This is a genomic window from Pseudactinotalea sp. Z1748 (assembly GCF_049725185.1).
In the GTDB taxonomy this organism is placed as follows: domain Bacteria; phylum Actinomycetota; class Actinomycetes; order Actinomycetales; family Beutenbergiaceae; genus CALKWS01.
In genome coordinates this window covers 268,990-288,949 of sequence record NZ_JBMPQB010000002.1, presented here as the reverse complement: position 1 = coordinate 288,949, position 19,960 = coordinate 268,990, and the positions used below count along the sequence as shown (strand labels likewise).

The window sequence follows — 19,960 nt, the reverse complement described above, 5'->3', positions numbered from 1 at the left end:
CGATCTCCTGGTCAGCCAGGTGGGCTCCCGGGTTCGATAATGTCGAGGTGTGGCAGGGCGACGACGAGTTTGCCACCCCAAGCAGCGACATATTCGAGTTGCGCGCTGATCTCTGCTCGCAAGTTCCACGGCATGATCACCACGTAGTCGGGGCGGGCAGATTCCAGGGCCGCAACCGGATGGACCGGAATATGGGTTCCGGGCAGGAACCGACCGTGCTTATAGGGATTGCGGTCCACGGCAAAGGAAATGAGGTCGGAGCGCACCCCGCAATGGTTGAGCAGGGTGTTGCCCTTCCCGGGTGCACCGTAGGCGACGACGGTGCTACCTTCCCGGTCGCGGGCGATGAGGAACTCGAGGAAATCGTTGCGGACGGCGGCCACCGCAGCGGCGAAGCCACCATGCCCCGCGACGGTGTGCAGGCCAGCGGCTTCCTCGACCTCCAGCACGCGGGCCACTGCAGCGGTAGGCGTCGGGGCGTGCTCGGTCGGCGCCGACCATGTCCGCAATGAGCCACCGTGGCTCGGCAGTTCCTCGACGTCGACCACCGTCAGCCCGGCAGCGGCGAGGACCCGCTGGGTCGTCAGCAGCGAGAGGTATGAGAAATGCTCATGGTAGATCGTGTCGTACAGGTTGTCCTCGATGAGGCGCGCCAGGTGCGGAACTTCGATGCTCACCCGGCCTTCGTCGGACAGCATCGCACGCAACCCTCTGGCGAAATCGACGATGTCCGGCACGTGCGCGAAGACGTTGTTGGCAACGACCAAGTCAGCACGGCCGTGCTCGCGGGCAACCTGGCTGCCTGTCTCTTCGCCGAGGAAGGCCACCAGAGTGGGGATCGATCGGTCAATAGCCGCTTGCGCCACGTTCTCGGCCGGCTCGATGCCGAGGCAGCGGATCCCACGTGCGGTGACATGTTGGAGCAGGTACCCGTCATTGCTCGCCACCTCGACGACGAACGACTCCGGGCCGAGACCGAGTGTGACTGCGCTGTCGTCAACGAACCGGCGGGCATGCGCCACCCATGAGTCGGAGTACGACGAGAAATAGGCGTAGTCGGTAAAGATCTCCTCGGCAGGAACGTAGGTGGGTAATTGCACCAGCAGGCACTCACCACAGATCCGCACGTGGAGTGGGTAGAACGTCTCGGGCTGGTCGAGCTGATCTGATCGGAGGAAATTCTCGCAGAGGGGCGACATCCCGAGATCCACGAACGTGTGATCGAGTTCCGCTGTGCACAGCCGGCAACGTGGGGCCGGCATCAGCGGGCAACTTCGTTCATCCGCAATGTCGTCAGGTCGAGTTGACCGGCTTCTGCCAGTTCCTGGATACGGCGCAGACGCACGAACCTGGGACCTTGGAAGTCTTCGGAGGTCAGGCCCCGTGTCTTGGCGTCGCGCCAGATCTCCCGGATCCCGGCGGGAACGGTCCACTGTGGCTTGAACTCGGGCAGGAGACTGCGGATCTTCGTGAAGTCGACCCGGTAATTCCTCGTGTCCGGGCCAGCGTCAGCAGCGAAGGTCACAGGGGCCCCGGTAATCTGGCTCACTTGCTCGGCGATGGTACGGATCTGCACGACGTCCTCATCGCGGCCCACGTTGAAGGCTTGGTCGTGCACGAGGTCACGGGGCGCCTGCAGCACTGCCAGGAAAGCCCGGGCGATGTCTTCAGCGTGGACCAGGGGTCGCCACGGAGTCCCATCGGACTCCAGGCGCACCTCACCCCGGGTGAAGGCCGTACCCGTGAGATTGTTCACGACGATATCGGCGCGAAGCCTGGGCGAGGAGCCATAAGCCGTGGCGTTGCGTAGGTAGGTCGGTGCGAAGTCATCATCGGCCAGCCGGGCGATGCCCTCCTCCGCCCGGACCTTGCTCTCGCCGTACGGGGTGACCGGATAGAACGCACCATCCTCATCGATCGGCCCTGCACTGCCTGACCCATAGAGCGAACATGACGATGAGAACAGGAAGCGCGCAACCCCGGCCTCCTTGGCGGTGCGAGCCATATGGATCGCACCCGCGGTATTGACGTCAAAGGTGGCGGCCGGGTTGAGGTGACCGATCGGATCATTGGAGATCGCTGCGAGGTGAACCACCGCGTCGAAGCCGCGCAACTCCGCCGGCTGAGCGTCGCGGATATCGCCGGTGCGTTGCTCATACCCCTGCGGTTGTGCCCCGAAATCGCAACCGTCGTACCAGCCGATATCGAGCCCGACAACCTCGTGTCCGGCGCGCTGGAGCAATGGCACCAGGACGGAACCAAGGTACCCGCGGTCGCCGTCGACCAGTATGCGCATCGTGCACCCTTCGCCGCGTGAGAGATCCCCCGGAGTCGAAGATACTCCTATTCAAGGCTGTCGTGTTCTGGTCCTGGGGAGATTCTGAAAAGGGGCTCGATAAACCTGCCACATGGGAGACAAACCTCGCCGACGTGCGGGAGAATTAGCATTATGAAGGTGCTTCGCATCTCGCACAGTGCGGTCGTGGATGCATGGCGAGAACGGGAACGAGTGCTGCTCTCCCACGGGGTCGATGTGCGGCTGGTCTCTGCGCGAGAGTGGAACGAGGGAGGGACTCAGGTACGGCTGCAGCCCAAGCCTGGCGAGAAGGTCCGGGGGTTAGCCACGTTCGGTTCTCACCCGGCCTTGTTCGTGTATGAGTTCCGCCGGTTGTGGCGCACTCTTGGCGAGGGCTGGGATCTGCTGGATATTCACGAAGAACCTTATGCATTGGCCACCGCGCAGATCTTGTTCATGCGTACGTTGCAGCAAATCCTGCCTCGCTTCCGGACGAACCCGCCATCGCCGTACATGCTGTACTCGGCGCAGAACATCGAGAAACGCTACCCCTGGCCCTTCCGGACGCTCGAAAGACGCGCTCTACGCCACGCCTCGGCTCTCTCGGTCTGTAATCGAGAGGCGGGAAGGATCCTTCGGTCAAAAGGCATGGTGGGGCGGATCGAAATCATTCCGCTCGGAGTGGACCTGGAGATCTTTGCTCCGGGTCCATCACCCGAGGAACGGCAGGCGCCCCCGTCCAGGGGACAGGAGGCTCGCCCGCCCGAGGGAGAGGCCACAGCGGGCGGTGTAGTCGTGGTGGGTTACGCCGGCCGGCTGGCCGAACACAAGGGTGTCGATGTGCTGCTGCGCGCCGCCCTGGACGACGAGCGCCTCCACCTGCGCATCGCTGGGGCCGGGCCGCTGGAGCACCAGTTGCGCAGCCGGACTGCGGGCCTCGGAGACCGGGTGAGGTTTCTCGGCGCGCTGAGCGGGGAGGAACTGCCCTCCTTCTACCGTTCCCTGGACGTGCTCGCGGTCCCGTCCGTGCCCACCCCGGGCTGGGTCGAGCAGTTCGGACGGGTGGCCGTCGAGGCGATGGCGTGCGGCATCCCTGTTGTGGCGAGCGACACCGGAGCCTTGCCCGACGTCGTAGGAGACGCCGGGTTGCTCGTCCCTGCTGGTGATTCGCGCGCGTTGGGAGATGCCCTGCTCACGGTGGCGGACGAACCGGGCTTGGCCGAACAATTGCGAGCTGCGGGCTCCGCGCGCGCCCGCGCGTGTGCCTGGCCGGAGGTGGCGCGCAGGTATCGCGAGTTGTACGAGCACTGCATCACGGGCCCGCAGCGCCCAACCTCAGCATTCGCTGCATCCGCGAGGGAACGCAGCGGTGAGGCGCTCCGCCCGGAAGTGGTGCTGGTGGCCTACGGCGCTCCGGACATGGTGCGCTCCGCGCTGGCCCCGCTGGTGGGACACTTCCCCCTGACCGTGGTGGACAACTCCTCGATGCCGCAGATCCGCAGCATCGCCATCGACGCCGGGGCGCGGTACCTGGATCCCGGCCGCAACGGCGGGTTCGCCGCCGGGGTGAACTACGCCCTGGACCGGCGGGACCACCCGGAGCGGGACGTGCTACTGCTCAACCCCGACGCCATCATCTCCCCCGATGACGTCACCCTCCTGCAGCAAGCGCTGCATGCCGACCCGGCACTAGCCAGTACCGGGCCGAGCCAGGTCGATGATGACGGCGTCGCGGCCACTGTGACCTGGCCTTTCCCCACCCCGGCCGGGGTGTGGATCCAGACGATCGGGCTCGCGCGTCTGCGGCGGGCCAGGCCCGGCAGGTCGTTCGTCATCGGCTCGGTGCTGTTGTTGAAGGCCGCCGCGATCGCCCAGGTCGGGCGGTTCGACGAGCACTTCTTCCTGTACGCCGAAGAGACCGACTGGGCCTTCCGTGCTCATCGGCAAGGCTGGCGGCACGCGCTGGTCCCTGCGGCCACGGCCCTGCACCTGGGGGGCGGGACGAGCAGCGACCCGCATCGCCGCGACATCCACTTCCACGCCTCCCAGGAGCGCTACCTGCGCAAGCACTTCGGGGCCCTGAACTGGCAGCTCGCCCGAGCCGGAGTACTTGCCGGTGCCCTCCTGCGATCGGTCCTCCTGCGCGGCGCTGCGGCGCAGAGTGCTCGATGGCGCCTGCGGACCTACGCCAAAGGCCCGGTCCGGGCGGAGGCATCGTTGTGATCGTTCGTTCCACTGCCTGGCTGGTCGTCACCGGACTTGGCGCGGCCCTGTTGCTGGTGATCGGGTTCCTGGTGCCGGGAAACTCGCTCGTGGCGATCGCGATGGCGGGTCTGGTCCTGCTCGTGGGGCTGACAGCCCGCCAGCCGGCGACCCTGCCGATCCTGGCGATGCCGGCCTCGGTGATCATCCAGCGCGTCGGCGGCGGGGGCGTCGACCTGTCGGTGTCCGACTTCGCGCTGTTCGGAGCCTTCTGGGCCGCTGTGTTCCTCGCGCCGCGGCCGTTCTCCAGACCGATGCGCTCGATGCTGTGGATCTCGGCCATCTACCAGGTGGCCACCCTGTTCACGGTCATCGCCAACCCGTTCCTGGCCAACACGGTCGAATGGTTCCACGCCTGGCTGTTGGTCGGCGGCTCCCTGGTGGTGGGATGGGCGGTGGGGCGGGGTGGGCGCGCACGGCTCGGGCTGACCCTGTTCTTGCTCCCGTGCATCGCGATTGCGGTCATGACCCTCAGCACGGCGGTGCAACAGTTCGGGACCGGGTACGCCGGGGTCTACCTCTTCAACATGCACAAGAACTTCATCGGTACCGTCCTCGCGTTCGCGGCCCTGGTCGCCTATGTCAATCCCCACTGGCTGGACTGGCCCCGCCGACTCGCACAGGCCACCTTCCTGCTTCTGGCGCTGGGCGTGGTCGCCTCTGAGGCCCGCCAGGCGCTCATCGGCCTCGCAGCGGCCATCGTCGTTGTCATCCTGCGGCCGGACCCGGAGCGCAGACGATCCAAGGTGGTTCTGTTCGCCATCATCCCGGCCATCTTCTACGTCGGTGGCGCGGCGCACGAGCAACTCACCGAGGACAACCCCTTCAACTCGGCGTTCCAACGGCTCGCCTGGTACGACGACGCGATCGAGGTGTGGCGGCGCAGCCCGTGGGTCGGGATGGGGCTGCGCTACTGGACAGCGGGCCGGACGGAGTTCGGTTTCCAGCCGCCGAACGCCGAACTCGAGATGCTGGCCTCTGCCGGCGTGATCGGCCTGGCGGGCTTCCTTGTGCTGTTCGGCGCCAGCCTGGTCGTGCTCTGGCGGGTCGACCCCCGGTTCGGCACCCTCGCCTTCACGATGGTACTGATGCGCTTCGTGCAGGGGCAGTTCGACCTGTTCTGGGTCTCGGTCCAGGCGTCCGTGCCGTTCCTGATCGTCGGTGTCTGTCTGGGGGCGCACGCATACGCGCACGCACAGCAGGGCGGTGATGTCGAGGACGGTCCCCCACTGCCGCTGGACGTCCGCCCTGCGACTGATGTGGGGCCAGCGGTGAGCAAAGCAGCGACGCCGTGAGGGTGCTGCACGCCATCCGGTCCGGCGCGTTCGCCGGGGTGGAACGCCACGTGGCCGCACTCGCCCGGGCTCAGGTCATAGCCGGACACGATGTGGCGATCATCGGAGGACGGCAAGAGTCCATGCGGGCGGAGGTGACCGGCCACAGGGTGCGGCTGTGGCCCGGGGAGACCACCCTGGAGGTGGCTCGCCGACTGCGGCGGGTAGCGCCCGGTGCGGACATCGTGCACGTGCATATGACCGCCGCCGAGATCGCCGTCACTCTCGCCGCGGCCGGCCTCCGCGACTTCCCTGCGGTGGTAACGACGCGGCACTTCGCCCGGGCTCGGGGCAGCGGCATCGGGAAAGCGCTGCGGGCGGCACTGGCCCGCCGGCGGCTCAGCACTCAGATCTCGGTCAGCGGATACGTGGCCGAGCATGTCGACGGGGCCAGCGTGGTGGTGCACCCGGGCATCCCGCCGGTGCCGGGGAGCCGACCCGCACGTGACCGCGATCCCGTGGTACTCATCGCCCAGCGCCTGGAGGCCGAGAAGCGCACCGATCTGGGGGTGCGCGCCTTCGCCGCCTCGGGGCTGGCGCAGGCAGGGTGGTCGCTGCAGATCGCCGGTGACGGCTCCCAGCGGACGGCGCTGGAGGACCTGGTGGGCAGCCTCGGCCTGACCTCGCAGGTCCGATTCCTGGGTCACCTCAACGACGTTCCCGGCCGGATGGCCAACGCCGGCATATTGCTGGCCCCCTGCCCCGTCGAGGGACTGGGCCTCAGCGTGCTGGAGGCGATGGCCCACGGACTGCCGGTGGTCGCAGCCGCATCCGGCGGGCATCGTGAGTTGCTCGCCGGTCTGGACCCTCTAGGCCTGTACCCACCGACGGATCCCCGCGCAGCGGGTGAGTCCTTGGCGGCACTGGCGACGGACCCGGCGCGGCGAGACGTCTACGCAGCCGCGGCCCGGTCGGCCCAACAGCAGCGTTTCAGTCCGGCAAGACAGTCCCGGGCTACCGAGGACGTCTACCGGTCCGTCCTGCAAGGTTCCTCGCCGGGCCCGGAACTCGTGGTGGTCTCACTGGAAGCATGGGATGAGATCTGGCGCCGCAACCAGTACCTGATCGCCGAACTCCTGGGAGACGACCCCGGCCTACGCGTGCTCTTCGTGGAGCCGCCTGCCGACCCGTTGTTCCAACTCTCCCGACGGCGACTGCCCCGATGGGGAGCAGGATTGCGCCCGCTGCAGGCCACGGGTGACCTGAGGAGTGGCCAGGTTCTGCTGTTCCAACCAACGAAGGTGTTGCCGCGCAGAGTTGACCGGCATGCCGACCAGCGGCTCGCGACAACCGTGCGGCGGGCCGCCCGCCGGGCGGGGTTCCGCAGCCCGACGCTGTGGGTCAACGACCCGGCCGCCTCCGCGATGATCACGAGCACACCCTGGCCATCGCTGTACGACATCACCGACGACTGGCTGGCCGCCGACCGGGACGCCGCCGAGCACGAGCGGCTCGTCGCCAGTGAGCGAGTCCTGCTAGCCCGTTGCGACGAGGTCACCGTCTGCTCTGCGCACTTGGCCCGCACCAAGGGCGACCAGCGACCGGTCACGCTCATCACCAACGCCGTGGACCTGGACCGGTACCGCCGGCCCCAGCCACGCCCCGAGGACCTACCGGCCGGGCCGATCGCGCTGTACCTGGGCACGGTGCACCCGGACCGGTTCGATGTTCCCCTGGCTGTGCGCACGGCTCGTGCGATCGGAGATTCAACCACGCTGGTGCTGGTTGGACCGATCGTCGACATCACTTCCGACGAGCAAGCCCGGCTGGAGCAGGCCGGGGTCGTCGTCCTCGGCGGACGACCGTGGCGTTCGGTTCCGGCCTACCTGCAGCACGCCGACGTGCTCTTGGTCCCGCACGTCGTGAGTGAGTTCACCGACAGCCTGGATCCGATCAAGTTCTATGAGTACCGAGCTGTTGGTCGCCCGATCGTGGCCACACCCGTTGCGGTGTTCAGGGACAGCGAGGACCCGTTGATCACCGCGGTGGACGCCCACCACTTCCCGCAGGAGGTCGCCCGCGTCCTGGAACGTGAACGTCCGCCCGCGGACCTGCCCGCCGGGATCCCGACCTGGCGAGATCAGGCGATCCTCATGGGTGAGGTCATCGCACGCTTGCAGCCGCACGGCGCCACGTCGCGGTGACCGTGGCAGCCGTCTGCGCCACCGAGAACCGCTCACGCGCCGACGCCCACGCCTGCTCCGCCGTCCTCGCCGCGCCCTCGGGATCGGCCAGCGCTGTGCTGATCCCCCGGGCCAGGTCGGTCACGTCCCCCGGTTCCACCAGGATGCCGAGCAACTGGTCGTCGTCCCGCAGGATCTCCGGCACCCCGCCGGCACGGGTGGCCACCACCGGCACGCCCCGGATCATCGCCTCGACCACCACCTGCCCGAAGGGCTCGGGAACCGGGGAGGCGTGCACGAAGACGTCCAGGGCGTCCAGCTGCGCGCCGACGTCGTCGGTGAAGTCCAGCCACGTGATCCGGTCGCCCAGGTCTTCGGCTTGGCGACGCACCTGCCTAGCGTAGTCCTCCGCACCGAACATCGCCGCGCCGACGATCCGGATCTGCGCATCGGGGTACTCCTCGAGCACGAGCCGGGCGGCAGCCACGAACTCGGCCTGGCCCTTGGTCGGGCTGATCCGCCCGATCATCCCCACCACCCGCCCGGCGGCCTTCCGGGGCGGTGCCGCCAGGGCCTGCTCCTGCTCATAGCCTGGGTAGGCGATCACCACCGGCACCCCCGGGAGCGTGCGCGCGGTGGCGTGGGAGTTCACGATCACCGCAGCAGGCACTCGGGAGAGCAGGCGGACCAGGCGCACCATCGTGACCGGCAGGTAGTCGGGGCTGATCCGGTCATGCACGTGCCACACCAGCGGCCGCCGGGTCAGCGCGGCCACAGCAATGCCGATCAGGTCCGCCTTGAGGGAGGTGGTGTAGATCAAGTCGGGTCGGAGCCGGCGCACCCGGCTGGTCAACCGGATGGTGAACCGGGTGACCTGTGCCGCCACCCGTGGACACCCGGAGAGCCGCCCGGCGCTGCCCCGGTCAAGTTGCCCGAGCCGAGGTGACATAGGTTCGATGCCCACCGGCACACCAGTGCGCCGAATGCGTTGATGCAGCGGGCCGTCCTCGAACAGCAGCGCTCGCGGATCGACGACCTTGCGGTCAAGGGCCTTGCACAGACGTTCCAGCGCCAACTCTGCCCCACCGAGGCGGGCGGTGTGATCCAGGATCAGCACCCGCAGAGGCCGGTCTCCTCCACTGGGGGCACCTCCACCGGGGGCACCTCGACTGGGTGCACCCGTGCTCATGACCGCCCGGCCGGGCTCCCCACCCCGCTCTGAACCTCCCGTCGCGACAGGACCTTCGACGGCACTGTCACGTCGGTTGCGGAGGGCGGACTACCGGGCGTGGCGGGGTTATCCGGCCTCGCTGCGGCCTGAGCCCCGGAGTCCTCCCCGGTCGAGCCGGGCCCGGGCGTCTGCGCATCGGCTGCGGCCTGGTCGACCCCAGCGGCCTTCGGAGCGGGCCGGCCGGCTGCAACGGTTTCCGCACCGGCTTCGCCGGCCTCAATCGCCGCCGCCCGCGGCTGCTCGCCGCGGCGGCGAGCAGAGAACCGTTGGCGCAATTTCCCGGCACGTCCGGTCAGTTCATCGCTGCCGTAAGTGGAGGCGTACATAAGCCGGCGATCGCGGGCGACCCCGACCAGAGCAATGCCGACCAACGGGACCTGATTCGTTCGCAGCCGGTCTACCGCCTCGGTCAAGGCGTTCCGTTCGGTCTTTCCCGTCGTAGCGACCAGCACCACACCGCTGGCGTACTGGCCCAGAATCGTGGCGTCTGCGGCCGCCAGCACCGGAGGTGCATCGATCACGAGCACCTCACAGGCGTTGCGGAACTCCTCGATCATCGCCCGCACCCCGTCGGTGGCCAGATAGTCCGCCGGGTCCAGTCGCTGCTGCGGCAGTGTTCGCACCGAGAGGTTGGCGATCTCACTACGCTGTGGGTCCGATTCACTGCTGGTGCCGACAGACTGGAAGAGCCGATCGAAGTCAGGCTGGCGTAGGTCACCGGACAGCGCAATCGTGCTGCGGCCACTCAGGGCGAACGATGCCGCCAGGTTCGCCGCGCCGAACGAGCGCGAACCGTGGCCGTCGACCGCGGTCACCACCACGACCTGATGCTGCTCCGGTGGCATGGTGACCGCGACAGCGGTGCGCAGTTCCCGGATCGACTCGGTGAACGGGGTGGCCACATGGCGTGTCACCGGGAGCATGCGCGTGGCACGGAAGTCCCTGGTCGCCTGACGCAGGCCGTAGATATGTGCCAGCACCGGGGCTCCCGCTAGATCGGCGACCTCGCCATCGATGCGGAGGCGTTGGTCGAGACTCCGACGCAGGAAGGCTAATCCCACCCCCGCGACCAGCCCGCCGAGCCCCGCGAGGGCGATCACCTGCATGTCGGGCATGCCTTGAGGCGTGGCGAACTCGGCCCGGCTCGTGATGATGGCCAACTCGGGGTTCGCCTGCAGGGTATTCAATCGCACCGAGAGGGCCGTGTACTCCTCTACGATCAGGTTCTGCTCCGCCAGGGCCAGGGCGTCGTCCTCATCGACGTTGAGGCGGTCGGTCACCTCGGTCAACTGCTCGGAGAGCGCCTCCTGGCGTTCCTCGACATACTCGATCTCAGCAGTCCGATACCCGGCGAGATTGTCGATGTAGGCCTGAGCGAACGCATCAGCCATGTCCATTGCCTGCTCCGGGCTATATCCCTCAGCAGTGACGTCGACCATGGGGCCGAACTGTTCCGCGGAGACCATCGATGCCAGCAACGTCGGCGGTGCTGAACTGTCCAGCAGCGCCGCAGCCGCCTCCGCCACAGAACTCGAGCGGAAACTGGCGCTGACATCACCTTCTGAGCCCGCACCAGCCGGGGTCCCCTCGCTCAGTTCAGTTGCCAGGTCCTCCTGCAACTCGAGCCTCGTCACGGACTCGAACATCGGCATCTGACGGTCAAGGTAGAACCACGCGCCAGTCAGGGCCACGACCATGGCGAGTAACACCAGGTACCACCCAGACCGAATAACCCGGCCGAACTCGCGTAGTGTCATCCGGGGCCTCCTCAGGCTGCCCGGGGCCGCTTCGCCCCCGAAGAATTAACGCATTCCAGCGTCACGGTGCGCAGCCGGGAGATGAACCGGTCGAGCCCGAACCCCGCGACATGCGCTCTGATTACGTCAGTATCCCACGTTTGTGCTGTGACATCAGCCACAGCAACTGCGATCTTTTCGGCTTCCGGAGCGGCGAAGAATGCTCCGGTGACGCCATCGATCACGGTGTCCAGGTAACCACCGTCGCCCAGAACTACCGAGGGCTTGCCGAATGCCCCGGCTTCCAGGGGCGACAGCCCGTAGTCCTCGTAGGAGGAAGCAACCAGCGCACCAGCGCCCTGATAGAGCCAGCGCAGTTCGGCGTCCGCAACCCGGCCAAGCAGCACCACACGCCCCGCACCGGAGGCGTTGACCTGCTCGGCCATCCTCTGCAGTCGCATCCGGTCCGGCCCGTCACCCACGATGACCAGAGTCTGTCCATCGAGCAAACCCATCGCCTCGACCAGGACGTCGACGTTCTTGTACGGCAGCAGACGCGCGACACATAACAGAAAGCCCGAGTCCAGGTCCGCCACCGGCTGCACCTCGCCGCCGGGCAGCATTGCCGGTGGGGGTGGCAGCACCTCTGCTTCGATCCCGTAGACCTCGCGGATCGCTCGGGCGGTGACGGTGGAGTTCGCCAGATACACATCGGCCCGGTCCGCGGCCCTGCGGTCCCACCCGCGCAGTGCCGGCGTCAGCGCGGTCAGCGCTCCGCTCGCCAGGACTCGGCGGGCGCGGTTGGCCAGGCCTGCTCCGTCCCGACCGCTGAGGTAGCGGGAGCGCTGATAGAGCCAACGGGCGGGGGCGTGGCAGTAGACGACGGTGCGCTCCGCACCACGGTAGCCGTGCGCCCAGCCGGTGGAACTGGTCAGCAGGACGTCGGCCTGCACGCGTTGCGCGGAGACAGCCGGCGCCAGCAGCGGTAACGCCAGGCGGTGGTGCCGGCGAAAGGCTCCGATCCTGTTCAATCCGGTGGTTCGCAAATCCAGCGCGCCGAACTCCGGGAACGTCCCCTCTGGGTCGTACAGCGTGGTGTACATCGGAGCATCCGGAAATGCCTGAGCGAGCCACAATGCCACCCGCTCGGCTCCACCGCGCTGGGTGGCGTAATCATGGGCGAGGGCCACCGGCACACTCATCGGGCATACCCCTTCAGTGTTGACGAACTCGTCCGTGACGCCCCGGCACATGGCAGCGATGCAACGACCAGCAGCGCCCTGGGTCCACCCGCTCGTGCGGGAGATTGCCGTGGCATGGCCACCCGGTGCACGTCGTTGCCGCACATGTCATCGCCCCCGAACACGACGGCTACCTCAGCAGCATGGTCGCCGCAGGTCGCCTGGCACCATGTGCTGGTCCGGCGAGGAATGGGCGAACGTGGCTCGGTGTCGTTCGCGCCGGCAGGAGGAAGTGCGCCCCCGTCGGGGGTCCGGGAGCGCACTCCCTCCAGCCGGCGCGAACGGGGCGGAAGCGACGGAACCGACGTTTGTTCGGCTGACCCGACCGCTCGTGCCGACAAGCGGAGGTACGCCCCCGTCGGGGGTCCGAGGGCGCACCTCCTCCAGCCGGCGCGAGCGCACGGCAGTTCGTGACGTCAGTACGCACCTCGACCCCCGACCACCGCGCCCGCGGTGCGGGCGAGGATCTTCAGGTCGGCCCGCACACTGCGGTTGTCCACGTACCGAAGGTCCAGTCGGACCGACTCGTCCCAATCAAGATCGGAGCGCCCCGAGACCTGCCACAGGCCGGTCAGCCCGGGCTTGGCCAGCAGCCGGTGGTAGGCGCGGTCGTCGTACTCGGCGACCTCCCGCGGCAGCGGCGGACGCGGCCCCACCAGGGACATGTCGCCCCGCACCACGTTCCACAACTGGGGCAACTCATCGATGGAGAAGCGGCGCAGGATCCGGCCCACGGGTGTGACCCGGGGATCCTCGCGCATCTTGAACAGCACGCCGTTGCCATCGCTCTGCTGGACCAGTTGGGCCAGACGCTCCTCGGCGTCGAGGTACATGGTGCGCAACTTCAGCATCGTGAAGGGCACTCCGTCCTCACCGACCCGGGTCTGACGAAAGAACACCGCGCCGGGACTGGTCACCTTGACCGCCAGCATCGCCGGGACCAGGACGGCCATCGCCAGGACGGTCAGCATCAGGCCCAGGCAGCGGTCCATCGCCGCCTTCAGCAGCATCGTGACCCGGGAGGGGCCGAGCGCGATCCGCACCATCGGGGTGCCCTTGACCGAGACCAGTTCGGTGCGGTGTGAGGCGACCTCGGCGACGTCCGGCGCGACCAGAAGGTTCACACCGAGCGGTTCGAGCCGCCAACTCAACTGCCGCAGTTCCTCCGCGGTGAGGGCGTCTGCGGCCACCAGCACCGTGTCCGCACCGAGTTGCCGCACCAGTCCGGGTGCCTCGGTTACGCCGCCGAGCACGTCGTCGTCCTGGTCCGGTGCGCCCCCAGGCCGGCATCGGCCCAGGATGGTCACGCCCTGCCCGCCGTGTTCACGCATCAGACCAGCGAGCCCACCGAAGGAATCGGCTGCCCCGATCATGAGCACCCGGCGGTCCAGATCGCCGTCGCGGCGCAGGCGTCGGATCAGCAACTGGTGCACCCCGCGCATCAGTGCCGCCATTGCGACGCTGACGCTCACCGAGTACAGGAGCAGTGGTTGCGGGATCTCCACCACACCGAAGTAGGCCAACCCCATCGCGACGGCCGCTGCCACGAGGATCCCGTTGAGCAGTGCCCGCAGGTCCTGGCGGGCCAGGCCCCAGTGGTGGCGCCGGTACCCTCCGCGCAGTGCGACCACACCGGTGATCACCGCGCCGGCGCAGGTTCCGGCAGCCAGAGCGTGCAACGGGGAGTACGTCAGCCCGGTGACGACGGCGACGGCGATCGAGACGGCCATCAGGTCCACCGCAGCCATCCCGATGGTGAGCACCGAGGCCTGTGGCCGCAGCGTCTCCCGCAGCCATCCGGTGCGCCGGTTGACCAGGTCGAAACGATCCAGAACCGCCGAGTAGACGCTCATGAACTCATCCCGGCAGGTGCGGTCCGGAGGCCGGAGGTGCAAGGGGACCGGCGCGTCGATACGACCATCGCGATCCCTCCGATTCCCTCTGGAGGGCCCTAGTTGCCCCGGATCCGATACCGAGTGGGCGCTCCCCCGAACACTGTTGAGTCAACTCTCATCGGCACCCGGGTTCCAGGACGGGACCGGATGATTCCGGCCGGACGCCGGGTGAGGCGCGCGAGGCTCCGACGTCGCCGCAGGACGAGGGGGTTGTGGACTCGGGGTGATCAGAAGCGTGACGGGAGCCGAACAAGGGTCGACGGCGGAGCGAATCTCCGCGCAACGGGCGGGTGAGCCCGCCTCACCCCCGGCTCACCCGCACCGTCAGTGCGCCGGGTACCGCCGTCCTCGATGGCGGGGCCAGGGACGGACGCGTCCGGCCGCGGGCCGGTGCGGGGGACGTCGCTCGGGCGGGTCCGATGATCGGGGCGGTTCAGCCCGCCTCCGTCGTCCATAGGGCATGCCCGACGACGTGGGCGGGGTGGGTTGGTCGGCCCCGGCCAGTGCGTGGTGGCTGCCCGCAGCACGAGTGTCAGTCCAGTGGTGCGGCGGCGACACCGCGGGCGGCCAGCTCGGCTGCTCCGCCATCGGGTGCGGTCAGCACCCAGATCCCGCCATCGTGCACCGCCACGGTGTGCTCCCAGTGGGCGGCGCGGGACCCGTCCGTGGTGACCACGGTCCAGTCATCGGCCAGCACCTTCGTCTCGGCGCCGCCACGGGTGATCATCGGTTCGATCGCCACGCACAGGCCGGAGCGGACCTTGGGTCCCCGGTGGGTGGAGCGGATGTTCAGCACGTCGGGAGGCTGGTGCATTGCCGACCCGATGCCATGGCCCACGTACTCGGCCACGATGCCCAGCGTCGTGTTCTCCCGAGCCGCGACGTGCTCGATCTCTTCCTGGATGGCGTCGCCGACCACGCCCAGGCGTTGCCCCTTGGCAAGCGCGGCGATCCCGGCCCACATGGCAGATCGCGTCACCTCGCTCAGCAGGTGGTCACCCGGGTCTGCGGGATCGGGGTCGCCGGCTCCCACCACGACGGTGAACGCGGCGTCGCCGTGCCAGCCGTCCACCACGGCGCCACAGTCGGCCGAGAGCACGTCGCCTGCTTCCAGGACCCGCTGCCCGGGGATGCCGTGCACCACCTCATCGTTGACCGACAGGCACACATGCGCGGGGTAGCCGTGGTAGCCGAGGAAGTTCGAGACGGCACCGGCGCGCTCGAGCACTCCGGCAGCGACCGCGTCCAACTCGCAGGTGCGTACTCCGGGCACCGCCGCCGCGCGGATCGCCGCATGGATCTCGGCCACAACCAGGCCCGCCTTGCGCATCCGACGGATCTGATCAGTGGTCTTGTACTCGATCTTCGAGAACAACCGCCTGGCGCCTACTCCCGGGGGCCGGCGGCGTCGTGGCCGGGAGCGTGGTGCAGCCGCGGGTTCAATGCCGCCAGGATCCGCTCGGTCACCTCATCGACAGCGCCCAGACCGTCCACCTGCACCAGCAACCCACGCTCTTCGTAGACGCTGGTCAGCGGCGCGGTCTGCTCGGCGTAGACCTGCATCCGGCGGCGGATCACGTCCTCGGTGTCGTCGCTACGACCCTGCTCGGCGGCACGGCCCAGCAGCCGGGCGATCACCTCATCGGTGCCCGCAGTCAGTTCGACCACCGCATCCAGGTTCTTGCCCGCCTCGGTGAGCATCCGGTCCAGTTCGGCCACCTGCACACCGGTGCGCGGGTAGCCGTCCAGGAGGAAGCCCTCGGCGGCGTCCGGCTGGGCCAGGCGGTCGGCCACCATCGCGTTGGTGACCTCATCGGGTACGTACTCACCGGCGTCCATGTACCGCTGGGCGCGCTGGCCGAGTTCGGTGCGCTCGGCCACGTTGGCCCGGAAGATGTCTCCGGTGGAGACGGCCGGGATGTTGAGTTGCTCCGCCAGGCGGGCCGCCTGGGTGCCCTTGCCCGCTCCGGGCGGGCCGAGCAGGATGATGCACTTGCTCATCGCAGGAACCCTTCGTAGTGACGCTGCTGCAGTTGTGCGTCGATCTTCTTGACGGTATCGAGGCCGACGCTGACCAGGATCAGGAGTGAAACCCCACCGAAGGGGATGTTGGAACTGACACCCATCAGTTTGAACGCGATGGTGGGGATCAGCGCCACGATGGCCAGGTAGATCGCTCCCACAGTGGTGATCCTGGTGATCACGTACCGCAGGTACTCCGCGGTGGGCCGGCCGGCGCGGATCCCCGGGATGAAGCCACCGTAACGCTTCATGTTGTCCGCCACGTCGTCGGGGTTGAACGTGATCGAGGTGTAGAAGAACGCGAAGAAGATGATGAGCAGGGTGTAGATGGCGATGTGGATATTCGCCGCTGGGTCCTGCAGGTTCTCGAGGACCCACTGCACCCAGCCGGTGGTCTGGTCCTCGGCGAACTGCACCGCCAGCGTCGGCAGCGCGAGCAGCGAGGACGCGAAGATCACCGGGATCACACCGGACATGTTGATCTTGATCGGGATGTAGGTGGAGGAACCGCCGTACATCCGCCGGCCCACCATCCGCTTGGCGTACTGCACCGGGATCCTGCGCTGGGACTGTTCCACGAACACGATCAGCACGATCACCACCGCACAGATCAGCAGGAACAGCACCACATTTAGCACGCCGTCCTCGGCGGCCGCGATCTGCTGGACCGCACTGGGGAAGCTGGCCGCGATGGAAGTGAAGATCAGCAGGGACATCCCGTTGCCGACACCACGCTCGGTGACCAGTTCGCCAAGCCACATGATCAACCCGGTCCCGGCGGTCATGGTCAGGATCATCAGGACCAGGGTGGACCAGTTGTCGTCCGGAATGATCGGGACCTCACAGCCCGGGAACAGGTTCCCGGTGCGGGCCACGGTGATGATCGTGGTGGCCTGCAGCACGGCCAGGAAGATGGTCAGGTAGCGGGTGTACTGGGTCAGCACCGCGGTGCCCGACTGTCCCTCCTTGTGCAGTTCCTCGAACCGCGGGATCACGACCCGCAGCAGTTGCACGATGATGCTCGCGGTGATGTAGGGCATGATGCCCAGCGCGAACACGCTCAACTGCAGCAGGGCGCCCCCGCTGAACAGGTTGATCAGTCCGAGCACGTCCCCGCCCTCGGTGGGCTGACCGGCAATGCAGACCTGCACGTTTCCGTAATCGACCCCCGGGGTGGGGATGAAGGAACCAAGGCGGAAGAGCGCCATGATCCACAGCGTGAACAGCAACTTCCGCCGCAGATCAGGTGTGCGGAAAGCCCGCACGAATGGGCTGAGCAATGGTCCTCCTGCTACATCGGCCGCGCACGGCCCGGTCCGGGCGTGGCGGTGTGCTCCACTACGACCCTACCGGGCATCACGCATCGACCATGATGGGTTGGTCGGGTCGCCAGCGGGCCTCGGGACGCCGAATGCGGCGGCTCGGGACATGACTCCCGATGCCGCCGCCTTCACGCATCGTCTCAAGCCTGCTCGACGCTGCCGCCGGCCGCCTCGATCTTCTCCTTGGCCGAGGCCGAGGCCGCGTCCACGGTGATGGCGATCTTGACGTTGATCTCGCCCGAGCCGAGGAGCTTGACCGGGTGACCGCCGCGCACAGCGCCCTTGGCCACCAGGTCCTCCACGGTCACGGTGCCGCCGTCGGGGTACAGGGCCGACAACCGGTCGAGGTTGACGACCTGGTACTCGGTCTTGAACGGGTTGTTGAACCCGCGCAGTTTCGGCAGTCGCATGTGCAGCGGGGTCTGACCACCCTCGAACCGGGCCGGAACCTGGTTACGGGCCTTGGTGCCCTTGGTCCCCCGGCCGGCGGTGGTGCCTCGACCGGAGCCGTCACCACGTCCCACCCGCTGCTTGCGGGTCCTGGCACCGGGTGCGGGACGCAGGTGGTGCACCTTCAGCGCCGGCGCCGGCGACTCGGTGGACTCGCTCGCCTGCTTGTCGTTCTTCTCGGCCATGGCCTACTCGACCTCCTCAACGGTGACCAGGTGGGCCACCTTGTCGACCATGCCACGGATCTCCGGACGATCCTCCTGCACCACCGTGTCACCGATGTGCTTGAGGCCCAGGCTCCGCAGCGTGTCGCGCTGGCTCTGCCGCCCGCCGATGGCGGACTTCTTCTGGGTGACCTTCAGTTCGCTCATGACGCCACGCTCGCGGAGGCGTCGGCCGAACCTTCACCCGAGGCCGCATCATCGGCGTTCTGCCCACGGCCCTCGGCCTGGGCGCGCAGCAATGCGGCCGGCGCGACGTGGTCCAGGGGCAGGCCCCGGCGTGCCGCGACAGCCTCAGGCTGCTCCAGGGACTTCAGCGCCGCCACCGTGGCGTGCACGATGTTGATCGCGTTCGTGGAGCCCAGGGACTTGGACAGCACGTCGTGGATCCCGGCGCAGTCCAGCACGGCGCGGACCGGACCACCGGCGATAACTCCGGTACCGGGGGACGCCGGGCGCAGCAGCACCACACCGGCGGCGTCCTCACCCTGCACCTTGTGCGGGATGGTGTTCTTGATCCGGGGCACGGGGAAGAAGTTCTTCTTCGCCTCGTCCACGCCCTTGGCGATCGCGGCGGGCACTTCCTTGGCCTTGCCGTAGCCCACACCCACGGTGCCGTCGCCGTCACCGACGACGACCAGTGCGGTGAAGCTGAACCGGCGGCCACCCTTGACGACCTTGGACACGCGGTTGATGGTCACGACGCGCTCGACGAAGTTCTTCTCCTCGTTCCCACCACGGCGGCCATCGCCACCGCGGCGGTCGCGCCGACCCCCGCTGCGGGAGTCGGCGCCACGGGAGTCAGTGCGCTCGGATCGGTTGTCGGCGCTCCCACTGCTACTGCGCTCGTTCCTACTGCGCTGCGGTGCAGCCATCATCGATTCCTTTGCTTGTCGGTGCGGATTCGGTCGGTCACAGGGACAGACCTCCTTCACGTGCGCCCTCCGCGAGCGCGGCCACACGGCCGTGGTAGCGGTTACCGCCGCGATCGAACACCGCGGTCTCGACACCGGCGGACTTGGCGCGCTCGGCGATCAGTTCGCCGACCCTGCGGGCCTTGTCGGTCTTGACTCCGTCGGCGGCGCGCAGGTCGGCTTCCAGGGTGGAAGCCGAGGCCAGCGTGGTGCCGGTGGTGTCGTCGACCAACTGGGCCACCATGTGGCGCGCCGAGCGGTTGACCACCAGGCGGGGACGCTGCGGCGTGCCACTGATGCGCTTGCGCACCCGCAGGTGCCGGCGGGCGCGGGCGTTCCGCCTCCCGGTTCCCTTAATGGAGACAGCCATGGCTTACTTACCAGCCTTTCCGACCTTGCGGCGGACCTGCTCGCCCTCGTACCGCACACCCTTGCCCTTGTAGGGCTCGGGCTTGCGCAACTTACGAATGTTCGCGGCGACCTCACCGACCTGTTGCTTGTCGATGCCGGAGACGGAGAACTTGGTGGGCGATTCCACCGTGAACGTGATGCCCTCGGGGGCGGTGACCGTGATGGGGTGGGAGAAGCCGAGCGCGAACTCCAGGGTGGAGCCCTTGGCCACGACGCGGTAACCGGTACCGACGATCTCCAACTTCTTCTCGTACCCCTGCGTGACCCCCTGGACCAGGTTGGCCAGTAGGGTCCGGGTCAGGCCGTGCAGGGCGCGGGACTCCCGCTCCTCGTCCGGACGGGACACCACCAGGGCGCCGTCGTCGTCCCGGACCACCGTGATCGGGTCCGGCACGGTGTGGTTCAGGGTGCCCTTGGGGCCCTTGACGGTGACCGCAGCGCCGTCGATGCTGACATCGACGCCGCCGGGCACGGCTACTGGGACCTTTCCGATGCGTGACAT

The 19,960-nt window shown here is 68.0% G+C and carries 17 protein-coding genes; 3 read left to right on the top strand and 14 right to left on the bottom strand.

The features are described 5' to 3' along the window. Positions 1-11 precede the first annotated feature (11 nt). Positions 12-1,262, bottom strand: coding sequence for a class I SAM-dependent methyltransferase (locus ACO0LU_RS05625; protein ID WP_424790427.1), 1,251 nt, complete (start codon positions 1,260-1,262; stop codon positions 12-14). Next, on the bottom strand, positions 1,262-2,296 hold the full coding sequence (locus tag ACO0LU_RS05620; protein ID WP_424790426.1) for an NAD-dependent epimerase/dehydratase family protein: 1,035 nt from the start codon (positions 2,294-2,296) through the stop codon (positions 1,262-1,264). The genes ACO0LU_RS05625 and ACO0LU_RS05620 overlap by 1 nt, the downstream gene beginning before the upstream one ends. A gap of 186 nt (positions 2,297-2,482) precedes the next feature. On the opposite strand from ACO0LU_RS05620, the gene ACO0LU_RS05615 reads away from it, so the two are divergent. Genes ACO0LU_RS05615 through ACO0LU_RS05605 form a run of 3 tightly spaced genes read left to right on the top strand, consistent with a single transcriptional unit; the run spans position 2,483 to position 8,036 of the window. Continuing rightward, positions 2,483-4,519 carry a glycosyltransferase gene (locus tag ACO0LU_RS05615; protein WP_424790425.1) on the top strand — a complete coding sequence of 679 codons (2,037 nt, stop codon included), beginning with the start codon at positions 2,483-2,485 and terminating at the stop codon, positions 4,517-4,519. Further along, entirely contained in the window at positions 4,516-5,853 is a 1,338-nt protein-coding gene (locus ACO0LU_RS05610; protein ID WP_424790424.1) for an O-antigen ligase family protein, read from the top strand. Before ACO0LU_RS05615 ends, ACO0LU_RS05610 begins: the two co-directional genes overlap by 4 nt. Next, positions 5,850-8,036 carry a glycosyltransferase family 4 protein gene (locus tag ACO0LU_RS05605; protein ID WP_424790423.1) on the top strand — a complete coding sequence of 729 codons (2,187 nt, stop codon included), beginning with the start codon at positions 5,850-5,852 and terminating at the stop codon, positions 8,034-8,036. The genes ACO0LU_RS05610 and ACO0LU_RS05605 overlap by 4 nt, the downstream gene beginning before the upstream one ends. Here the strand turns inward: ACO0LU_RS05605 and ACO0LU_RS05600 are convergent. From ACO0LU_RS05600 to rplF, 12 genes are all read right to left on the bottom strand, one after another. Continuing rightward, positions 7,996-9,132: a glycosyltransferase family 4 protein gene (locus ACO0LU_RS05600; protein ID WP_424790422.1), complete on the bottom strand. Its 1,137-nt coding sequence runs from the start codon at positions 9,130-9,132 to the stop codon at positions 7,996-7,998. The two genes, ACO0LU_RS05605 and ACO0LU_RS05600, sit on opposite strands and share 41 nt — an antisense overlap. Positions 9,133-9,200: 68 nt before the next feature. After that, positions 9,201-11,003, bottom strand: coding sequence for a hypothetical protein (locus ACO0LU_RS05595; protein WP_424790421.1), 1,803 nt, complete (start codon positions 11,001-11,003; stop codon positions 9,201-9,203). A gap of 11 nt (positions 11,004-11,014) precedes the next feature. Then, entirely contained in the window at positions 11,015-12,184 is a 1,170-nt protein-coding gene (locus tag ACO0LU_RS05590) for a glycosyltransferase (RefSeq protein ID WP_424790420.1), read from the bottom strand. Between the two features lie 455 nt (positions 12,185-12,639). After that, positions 12,640-14,076 (bottom strand): sugar transferase, encoded by a 1,437-nt coding sequence (locus ACO0LU_RS05585; RefSeq protein WP_424790419.1) that lies wholly within the window; start codon positions 14,074-14,076, stop codon positions 12,640-12,642. A gap of 574 nt (positions 14,077-14,650) precedes the next feature. Then, positions 14,651-15,493 (bottom strand): type I methionyl aminopeptidase, encoded by an 843-nt coding sequence (gene map / locus ACO0LU_RS05580; protein ID WP_424790418.1) that lies wholly within the window; start codon positions 15,491-15,493, stop codon positions 14,651-14,653. Positions 15,494-15,504: 11 nt separating this feature from the next. Continuing rightward, the gene (locus ACO0LU_RS05575; RefSeq protein ID WP_424790417.1) at positions 15,505-16,119 is read right to left on the bottom strand and encodes an adenylate kinase; all 615 of its coding nucleotides are present in this window, start codon (positions 16,117-16,119) and stop codon (positions 15,505-15,507) included. Further along, positions 16,116-17,420 (bottom strand): preprotein translocase subunit SecY, encoded by a 1,305-nt coding sequence (gene secY, locus ACO0LU_RS05570; RefSeq protein ID WP_424786286.1) that lies wholly within the window; start codon positions 17,418-17,420, stop codon positions 16,116-16,118. The genes ACO0LU_RS05575 and secY overlap by 4 nt, the downstream gene beginning before the upstream one ends. A 182-nt stretch (positions 17,421-17,602) precedes the next feature. Further along, positions 17,603-18,097 (bottom strand): 50S ribosomal protein L15, encoded by a 495-nt coding sequence (gene rplO, locus ACO0LU_RS05565; protein ID WP_424790416.1) that lies wholly within the window; start codon positions 18,095-18,097, stop codon positions 17,603-17,605. Positions 18,098-18,100: 3 nt separating this feature from the next. Then, on the bottom strand, positions 18,101-18,283 hold the full coding sequence (gene rpmD / locus ACO0LU_RS05560) for a 50S ribosomal protein L30 (RefSeq protein ID WP_424786288.1): 183 nt from the start codon (positions 18,281-18,283) through the stop codon (positions 18,101-18,103). Then, positions 18,280-19,008, bottom strand: coding sequence for a 30S ribosomal protein S5 (gene rpsE, locus ACO0LU_RS05555; protein WP_424790415.1), 729 nt, complete (start codon positions 19,006-19,008; stop codon positions 18,280-18,282). Before rpsE ends, rpmD begins: the two co-directional genes overlap by 4 nt. A gap of 37 nt (positions 19,009-19,045) precedes the next feature. After that, complete coding sequence (rplR, locus tag ACO0LU_RS05550) at positions 19,046-19,417, bottom strand: 50S ribosomal protein L18 (RefSeq protein WP_424790414.1); 372 nt, start codon at positions 19,415-19,417, stop codon at positions 19,046-19,048. Positions 19,418-19,420: 3 nt separating this feature from the next. After that, complete coding sequence (gene rplF, locus ACO0LU_RS05545; RefSeq protein ID WP_424786291.1) at positions 19,421-19,960, bottom strand: 50S ribosomal protein L6; 540 nt, start codon at positions 19,958-19,960, stop codon at positions 19,421-19,423.

Excerpts from the sequence above, each read along its gene's own strand:
- ACO0LU_RS05595 (WP_424790421.1), bottom strand. The coding sequence starts at position 11,003 with ATGACACTACGCGAGTTCGGCCGGGTTATTCGGTCTGGGTGGTACCTG.
- rplO (WP_424790416.1), bottom strand. The coding sequence starts at position 18,097 with ATGGCCGAGAAGAACGACAAGCAGGCGAGCGAGTCCACCGAGTCGCCG.
- ACO0LU_RS05625 (WP_424790427.1), bottom strand. The coding sequence starts at position 1,262 with ATGCCGGCCCCACGTTGCCGGCTGTGCACAGCGGAACTCGATCACACG.
- rpmD (WP_424786288.1), bottom strand. The coding sequence starts at position 18,283 with ATGAGCGAACTGAAGGTCACCCAGAAGAAGTCCGCCATCGGCGGGCGG.
- ACO0LU_RS05575 (WP_424790417.1), bottom strand. The coding sequence starts at position 16,119 with ATGAGCAAGTGCATCATCCTGCTCGGCCCGCCCGGAGCGGGCAAGGGC.
- rplF (WP_424786291.1), bottom strand. The coding sequence starts at position 19,960 with ATGTCACGCATCGGAAAGGTCCCAGTAGCCGTGCCCGGCGGCGTCGAT.
- rpsE (WP_424790415.1), bottom strand. The coding sequence starts at position 19,008 with ATGGCTGCACCGCAGCGCAGTAGGAACGAGCGCAGTAGCAGTGGGAGC.
- ACO0LU_RS05585 (WP_424790419.1), bottom strand. The coding sequence starts at position 14,076 with ATGAGCGTCTACTCGGCGGTTCTGGATCGTTTCGACCTGGTCAACCGG.
- ACO0LU_RS05590 (WP_424790420.1), bottom strand. The coding sequence starts at position 12,184 with ATGAGTGTGCCGGTGGCCCTCGCCCATGATTACGCCACCCAGCGCGGT.
- ACO0LU_RS05620 (WP_424790426.1), bottom strand. The coding sequence starts at position 2,296 with ATGCGCATACTGGTCGACGGCGACCGCGGGTACCTTGGTTCCGTCCTG.
- rplR (WP_424790414.1), bottom strand. The coding sequence starts at position 19,417 with ATGGCTGTCTCCATTAAGGGAACCGGGAGGCGGAACGCCCGCGCCCGC.